This is a genomic window from Arthrobacter sp. NPDC057013 (genome assembly GCF_042674585.1).
Classification (GTDB): Bacteria; Actinomycetota; Actinomycetes; order Actinomycetales; family Micrococcaceae; genus Arthrobacter.
The window spans coordinates 61,410-68,713 of sequence record NZ_JBHUSE010000026.1 but is presented as its reverse complement, the minus strand read 5'-3'; the positions used below and the strand labels follow the sequence as shown (position 1 = coordinate 68,713).

Here is a 7,304-nt window from a genome sequence, read left to right as displayed (position 1 = left end):
GTGATCGCATCGAACGCAGCCCACGAGCGCACCGCCCGGCCCGTGCCGCCATAGACCACCAGGTCATCAGGGCGTTCGGCCACCTCCGGATCCAGATTATTCATAAGCATGCGCAGCGGCGCCTCGGTCTGCCAGGACCTGGCAGTGAGCTCGGTGCCGCGGGCTGCTTTGACCGGGCGGGCACCGGTAGTGAAATCGGCTGTCATTTGCGTACTCCTAATATCTGCGCGGCCTAGGCCAGGTTCTTGGACTTGAGCCAGTCCTTGGCGATCTCTCCGACGTCCTCGAACTTCGCCGTGCGGCCGTTCATCTCGATCAGGTCTTCGGTGGTGAGCGCGGCCGAGACCTTGTCAAGGACCTCCTTGACTGTGTCCGTAGACTTCTTCGCGTTGATGACCGGGACGATGTTCTCGGAGAGGAACAGGTTCTTGTCGTCTTCCAACGCAACGAGGTTGTTGGCTGCCAGCGCCGGGTCGGTACTGAAGAGGTCGGCAACCTGTACCTGGCCGGAAAGGAGGGCATTCAGCGTCAGCGGACCGCCGGCGTCGAGCGCTGAGAATTCCTTGAAGTCCAGACCGTAGACGGACTTCAGACCGGCAACACCGTTAACGCGCGTCTTCCACTCCGGCGGCCCGCCCAGAACGAGCTCCTTGGCCGCAGGCTTGAGGTCGCTGGTGGACTTGAGGTTGTACTTGCCGGCAATGTCTTTCTTGACCGCCAGCACGTCCTTGTCCTGTGCCTTGGATGCCGTCAACTGGGTCAGTCCGGCAGGAACCTTCGCCTCCAGTTCCTTAGTGACTTCCTCCGAAGTTACTGCCTTGGTTTTCGGATCAAGGTACTGCAGGAGCGCACCGCCATATTCGGGCATAAGGTCGATCGAGCCGTCCTTGAGTGCGGGTATCGTCACCTCGCGGCTGCCGATGCTGGGCTTTTCCGTCACCTGGACACCCTTGGCCTTGAGGGCTTCCGCGTAGATCTTGGCGATCAGCTGGCTTTCCGGGAAGTCCGCAGAGCCCACGATGATGCTGTCGCCCGAGCCTGCGGCCTGGGTGTTGGACGTGCTCATGGGATCCCCGCCGCAGGCGCTGAGGGTAAGGGCGGCCACAGCCGCGAGGGTTAAACCGGTCAAGTACTTTTTCATGTCAATGCTCTCTGGGAGGGCTGGCGCACGGCAGGCGGCGGCCAGCTAGGGTGGGCTTAATGCCGGGTTGAGGCAATGCCGGAACGGTTCAGGCCGTGACGGGGGCTGCCGGGGCCTCCGCCGCCAAGGCCGGCGGGGCGGTCTTGAGGGTCCGCCGGGTTAGCCCTGGTGAGACGATCCGGCGGGTGATGAAGGCCAGCAGTTGGTCGAAGAAGAGGGCCATGAGGGCTACGAGCACGGCGCCGGCCACCATCTGGCCGTAATCGTTCTGCGCCTTGCCGTCGATCAGCAGCCGGCCGAGGCCGCCGAGCGAAATGTATGCCGCGATGGTCGCCGTCGAGATGATCTGCAGCAGTGCGCTGCGGACGCCGGACAGCACCAGCGGGAGGGAGCAGGGGAGCTGGATATCCGTCAGGATCTTCATGGTACGGAAGCCCATGCCTTTGGCGGCGTCGACGGCGGCGGCATCCACTGCCCGGATTCCGGCGTAGGTGTTGGTCAGGATCGGCGGCACGGCGAGCAGCACCAGGACGATGAGGCTCGGGAGGATGTAACCCATCTTGGACGGGAAGGCCGGGGAGATTAGAAGGACCAGCAGAATCAGCAGGCCCACGCTGGGAAGGGCGCGCAGGGCGTTGGCCAAGCCGGCAATCATGAAGACGCCCTTACCAGTGACGCCGATGTAGACGCCAAGTGGAACGGCGATAATGGCCGCTATCGCAAGGGCGGTGAGCGAGTACAGGAGGTGCTCGCCGATCAGGCTGGGAATGCCGTCCGCACCGGTCCAGTGCGCGGGGTCGAACAAGTAGGTCACGATGCCACCACCTTGGGGGTCCACGGTGTCAGCCACCGGTTCAGAAGAATGATCAGGCCGTCCAGGACCATGGCCAGGACCACGCAGAGGACGATGCCGGCAATGATCGGAGTGAAGAACCGCAGCTGGAAGCCCTGGGTGAAGAGGGAACCGAGCTGCGGAATGCCCAGCAGCGCCGCCACGGACACGAGGCTGACGTTGGAAACGGCGGCGACGCGGAGGCCTGCCGAGATGACCGGGACGCCCACGGGGAGTTCCACTTTCAGGAGGCTCTGATAGCCGCGGTAACCCATTGCCTTCGCCGCCTGGACGGTGTCCTCCGGAACCGATTCCAGGGCGTCGGCCACGACGCGGACCAGCAGGGCCACCGTGTAGATGGTCAGTGCGGCCACGATATTGAGCGGGTCGAGGATTTTGGTACCCAGCACCAGCGGCAGCAACACGAACAGTGCGAGGGAGGGGACGGTGTAGAGCAGGCCTGCCACGCCCACCAGCAGGGGATAGATGCGGCGGCTGCGGTGCGCCCACCAGCCTAGGGGAAGAGCAATCAGCAGGCCCAGGACGAGCGGGGTGACAGCCAGCAACACGTGCCAGCCGAGCAGGAAGACAATATTGTCGAACTGGCGGCCCAGCCATTCAACGTTCATCGGGCCGTCTCCAGGTGAGGTTCGGCCTCGATGGCCCGGATGATGTCAGTGGCGGTGACCGTGCCGATGAGCTCACCATGGTCGTTGACGACGACGCCGCGGCGGCTGGGAGAGGACAGTGCAGCGTCGAGCAGTTGGCGCATGGTTCCGGAGGCGGACGCTGACGTCCCGCTGAGGTTCAGGTGTTCTGTCTTCAGCTCACTGCCGATCAGCTCGGGCTGTGCCCAGCCCAGCGGCTTGCGCGTGCCGTCGATGACCAGCACCCACGCCCCGGACGCCTTGGCCTGCGCCTCCGCAGCGGAGGCTCCGAGGTGCACCACGGGTTCTTCGCTGACCGAGACAGTGCCGGCGGCATTGGCGAAGCCAAGGGAACGGTATCCGCGGTCCCGGCCAACGAAATCGGCAACGAATTCATCGGCGGGGGCGGTCAGGAGCTCCGAGGGCGTCGCCATCTGGGCGAGCTTTCCGCCGACGCGCATTACGGCCACCTGGTCGCCCAGCTTGAGGGCCTCGTCGATGTCGTGGGTGACCATGATGATGGTCTTGCCGATTTCGCGCTGCAGACGGAGGAACTCGTCCTGAAGCTGCGAGCGGACCACCGGGTCCACGGCACTGAATGGTTCATCCATCAGCATGAAAGCCGGATCCGAGGCCAGCGCGCGGGCTACTCCAACGCGCTGCTGCTGGCCGCCTGAGAGCTGCCAGGGGTAGCGGCTGGCGAAGTTCGCGGGCAGGCCCACCCGCTCCATCAGTTCGAGGGCTTTCGTGCGGGCCTTTTGCCTGCTCTCTCCGAGCAGCACCGGCATGGTTGCCACGTTGTCCACGATGGTGCGGTGGGGAAACAGGCCGGCGTGCTGGATGACATAACCGATTCGGCGGCGGAGCAAGGCTGCATCCATGCCGGAAGTGGGCTGGTCGTCCAGGTAGATGGTTCCGCTGGTCGGTTCGATCAGGCGGTTAATCATCCGCAGGGAGGTGGTCTTGCCGCAGCCGGAAGGACCGACCAGGATTGTCAGTTTCCCGGTGGGCGCTTCAAGGTTCAGCCCATCGACGGCGACAGTTCCGTCAGGATAGGCCTTGGTGACGTTTTCAAACTTGATCATTTCTCTTCCATGCTTTCCTGGGGCATTTCATGGTTTCCGGAGGGCTCAGTGAGGATGTTGCCTGCGACTTTCACCAGCTCCTCGCCAACTCTCAAAGCCTTGGCCTCGTCCAGCCGGTAGCTGGGCACGACAATGCTCAACGCGGCAACGGTGCGGCCGCCGATCACGATGGGAGCGGCAACGGCGGTGATGTCGTCTTCCACGCCGCTTCGCACAATGGCGAAACCACGCTCGGGCTGGTGGCCGTTCAGGACCTGGCCGGCGGCAGATCCATCAAGCGGTATGCTCCGACCGACCCAGCTGGCATGCCGGACTGAACGGGTACCTTCGACGATTGCTATATAGATTCCGGTGTCCCCAGGACCGGGAATGCTTAGATAGCAGGACTCGCCCGTTTCGGCCACCAGCCGCTTCATGTGCGGGGTGCAGAGCGAGACCAGTGATTCCTGGCTCAATGCCAGCGCACCCAGTTGGATGACACTGGCGCCGGGGCGGAAGTTCCCGCCCGGGTCCCTTGATACGAAGCCGCTGCCCTCCAGCGTCCGGAGGAGTCGAAGGGCCGTGCTGGCGGACAGATCGACGACGCGTGCAGCATCGCTCAGCGAGATGGAGCCGTCAGTACACACCGCACTTAGCAGGGCCAGGGCCCGCTCCACCGTCCGTGTCGAAGAATCTGCTGCCACTGCCTGACTCGCTTTCAAGTGGTTCGAATCACTATCTCTTGCCACCAAGTAAAAACCTACTTTCATGTGATGGCAACACCTAGAGGAAAAATTACGGCGGTTTCCGACCAGGCGGGGAAGTGTTACGCCGTGTGCAAACAGCGCGTTTCCGAGGTGTTGCGTGCCTGTTGACTGTGCCCGGGCCATCTCCGAGACTGTTGTCATCTAGTGGAATCTGGTTTTTACTTAGTGGCAGTTCCTATTACGGAGGTTCATTTTGGAAACCGTCAATCAGCTCCTTGATTCGATTAAGGACGTGGGCCGGGACGCGGTTCGCGGGGGCTATTCCCGGGCGGTCTATACGGCTGCCGAACTCGACCTCAGGGCCTGGTTCACCGAACAGGCCCACCAGCGTGGCCTTGCCGTGGAGACGGACCGCAACGGCATCATCTGGGCGTGGTGGGGCAAGCCCCAGGACGGCGCCCTGGTCACGGGCAGCCACCTCGATTCCGTGCCGGGAGGAGGGGCCTTTGACGGCCCTCTCGGCGTCGCCTCGGCACTGGCCGCCGTCGACGTCCTGAAGATGCGCGGGACTGTGCCGGCGCGGTCATTGGCCATCACGGTGTTCCCCGAAGAAGAAGGCTCCCGGTTCGGAGTGGCCTGCCTTGGCTCCCGGCTCCTCGCAGGCGCCATCGACACCGACAAAGCCCGGAACCTTCGTGACGGCGACGGCAACACGTTTGCGGACGTGGCGCTGGCCAACGGCCTTGACCCCCGGCATGTGGGCGCTGATGCCCAGGCCCTCGCACGGATTGGCGATTTCGTGGAACTCCACGTCGAGCAGGGCAAGGGGCTCGGGCAACACGGACCGGCCATCGCCGTCGGAAGTTCCATACTCGGGCACGGGCGCTGGAAGCTGAGCATCAGCGGCCAGGGCAACCACGCCGGTACCACCCTGATGGCGGACCGTGCGGACCCGATGGTCGCAGCGGCACAGATCATCGTTGCTGTCCGCGATACCGCTGCCGCACAGCCTGACGCTCGTGCCACTGTCGGACGCCTGATCCCGGTGCCGGGCGGAACCAACGTCATTGCCTCCCGGGTGGACATGTGGCTGGACGTCCGCCATCCCGACGACGCCGTCACCGCAGCGCTGATCGAATCCGTCTACGGCACCGCCCGGCACATTGCGGCCGGTGAAGGATGCTCTGTCTCCCTTACCGAGGAGTCCTACAGCGACACGGTGCATTTCGACTCCGGACTGAGCCGGCGAATCAGTGAGATCCTCCCCGCTGCACCCGTGCTCGCTACCGGCGCCGGCCATGACGCGGGAGTGCTCTCCGCGCATGTACCGTCCGCGATGTTGTTTGTCCGCAATCCCAGCGGCATATCACACTCCCCGGAAGAGTACGTTGCCGACGAGGACGCCAGCGCAGGTGCCGTGGCCCTGGCGGATGTTCTGGAGGGGCTGCTGTGAACGGGTTTTGGTGCGAGGAAGCATTGATAGAGGCCGACGGCGGGCCCACGGTCGCCACCGGCGTGCGGCTGGAAACGCAGGACGGGCGGATTGCCGGCCTGACTGTCGGCGTCACTGCCGAACCGGGAGACCAGGTGCTTAAAGGCGTGGTCTTTCCGGCCGCCGCCAACGCCCATTCGCACGCCTTCCACAGGATCCTCCGCGGCCGCACACATGACGGGCGCGGCGACTTCTGGGTCTGGCGGGAGCAGATGTACCGCAGCGCCGGCGAACTGACCCCGGAAAAGTACGAAAAGCTCGCCACCGCGGTGTTCGCGGAAATGGTGGTGGCTGGCTTCAGCAGCGTCGCGGAGTTCCATTACGTTCACCATCAGCCGGACGGCCGCCCGTATGCCGGGAAGCATGGGATGGAACTGGCGGTTGCCCGGGCAGCCATGGCGGCCGGCATCAGGCTGACTCTGCTGGACACCCTCTATCTGGCCGGCGGAATCGGAGCCGGCGGCGCTGCCGCGCCGCTCAGCGAAGAACAGGTCCGCTTCGGCGACGCCGGCGCCCACGGCTGGCTGGAACGGCTCGGCGCGCTTCGAGCCGAAGTGAGCGGCGCTTTTCCCCCGGAGATGGTCAGCGTGGGAGCCGCCCTGCACTCAGTGCGGGGCGTTCCCGAGCAGGATCTCAAGATTGTCGCCGACCATCTCCCTGCCGACATTCCGCTTCATATCCACCTCAGCGAACAGCCCGCGGAGAACGATGCCTGCCGGAAGGCGTACGGGGTCACCCCGGCAGGTCTGTTGGCGCGGCACGGCCTGCTCACCCGGCGACTGTCCGCAGTCCATGCCACGCACCTCACCCCTGAGGACATCCGGCTGCTTGGCGAGGCGGGTTCCACGGTGGTGATGTGCCCTACTACTGAGGCAGATCTCGCAGACGGCATCGGGCCCGCCCGGGCCTTGTCCGACGCCGGGGTGACCATTTCGCTCGGAACGGATCAGCACGCCGTGATCGACCCTTGGATCGAGATGCGCGCTCTGGAACATGGCGAACGGCTCGGTTCCGGCCAGCGCGGCAGGTTCACACCGGGGGAGCTGCTGGCCGCCGCCACAGACGGGGCTGCGGCCGCCATGGCCACTCCTGTCATGCCGGCGGCCCTCAGGACCGGCGCCGTGTGTGACCTGATGGCCGTGGCGCCTGATTCGGTTCGGACTGCAGGATCGGTGGCGCAGCAGTTCGCGTTCAGCGCGACGGCGAGCGACGTCACCGACGTCGTAATAGCCGGTGAACTCGTGGCGTCAGACGGCGTGCACCGGCGCCTCGGAAAGCCCGGGAGCCTCCTTGCGGAAGCACTGAAGGAGTTCTCCTGATCCAGTGCCAGGCAGGGCCTCCATAACAGCTGGTGGGGACTTGCCTCCGGGTAAGCACCTGGACCCCGGGCACGTGGAGGGCCAACCCTGCCGGGCCTGCCG

7 protein-coding genes and 1 pseudogene are annotated in these 7,304 nt (G+C 64.8%); 2 read left to right on the top strand and 6 right to left on the bottom strand.

Annotated features, from left to right (window positions below; all coding sequences use genetic code 11):
* The 6 genes and pseudogenes from ACFTSA_RS22400 to ACFTSA_RS22375 all read right to left on the bottom strand — a co-directional run.
* Positions 1-206, bottom strand: a pseudogene (locus ACFTSA_RS22400) (urocanate hydratase); the annotation flags it as partial.
* Positions 207-232: 26 nt separating this feature from the next.
* The gene (locus ACFTSA_RS22395; RefSeq protein WP_377954147.1) at positions 233-1,141 is read right to left on the bottom strand and encodes an ABC transporter substrate-binding protein; all 909 of its coding nucleotides are present in this window, start codon (positions 1,139-1,141) and stop codon (positions 233-235) included.
* An 88-nt stretch (positions 1,142-1,229) separates the two neighbouring features.
* The gene (locus ACFTSA_RS22390) at positions 1,230-1,955 is read right to left on the bottom strand and encodes an ABC transporter permease (protein ID WP_377954145.1); all 726 of its coding nucleotides are present in this window, start codon (positions 1,953-1,955) and stop codon (positions 1,230-1,232) included.
* Complete coding sequence (locus tag ACFTSA_RS22385) at positions 1,952-2,602, bottom strand: ABC transporter permease (RefSeq protein WP_377954143.1); 651 nt, start codon at positions 2,600-2,602, stop codon at positions 1,952-1,954. The genes ACFTSA_RS22390 and ACFTSA_RS22385 overlap by 4 nt, the downstream gene beginning before the upstream one ends.
* Positions 2,599-3,705, bottom strand: a complete 1,107-nt coding sequence (locus ACFTSA_RS22380) for an ATP-binding cassette domain-containing protein (protein ID WP_377954142.1) — start codon at positions 3,703-3,705, stop codon at positions 2,599-2,601. The genes ACFTSA_RS22385 and ACFTSA_RS22380 overlap by 4 nt, the downstream gene beginning before the upstream one ends.
* Positions 3,702-4,433 carry an IclR family transcriptional regulator gene (locus ACFTSA_RS22375; RefSeq protein ID WP_377954156.1) on the bottom strand — a complete coding sequence of 244 codons (732 nt, stop codon included), beginning with the start codon at positions 4,431-4,433 and terminating at the stop codon, positions 3,702-3,704. The genes ACFTSA_RS22380 and ACFTSA_RS22375 overlap by 4 nt, the downstream gene beginning before the upstream one ends.
* A 211-nt stretch (positions 4,434-4,644) precedes the next feature.
* Here ACFTSA_RS22375 and ACFTSA_RS22370 point away from each other — a divergent pair, with 211 nt between their 5' ends.
* Together ACFTSA_RS22370 and ACFTSA_RS22365 are read left to right on the top strand one after the other, a co-directional pair.
* Complete coding sequence (locus ACFTSA_RS22370) at positions 4,645-5,844, top strand: allantoate amidohydrolase (protein WP_377954141.1); 1,200 nt, start codon at positions 4,645-4,647, stop codon at positions 5,842-5,844.
* On the top strand, positions 5,841-7,202 hold the full coding sequence (locus ACFTSA_RS22365; protein ID WP_377954139.1) for a formimidoylglutamate deiminase: 1,362 nt from the start codon (positions 5,841-5,843) through the stop codon (positions 7,200-7,202). Before ACFTSA_RS22370 ends, ACFTSA_RS22365 begins: the two co-directional genes overlap by 4 nt.
* Positions 7,203-7,304 lie beyond the last annotated feature (102 nt).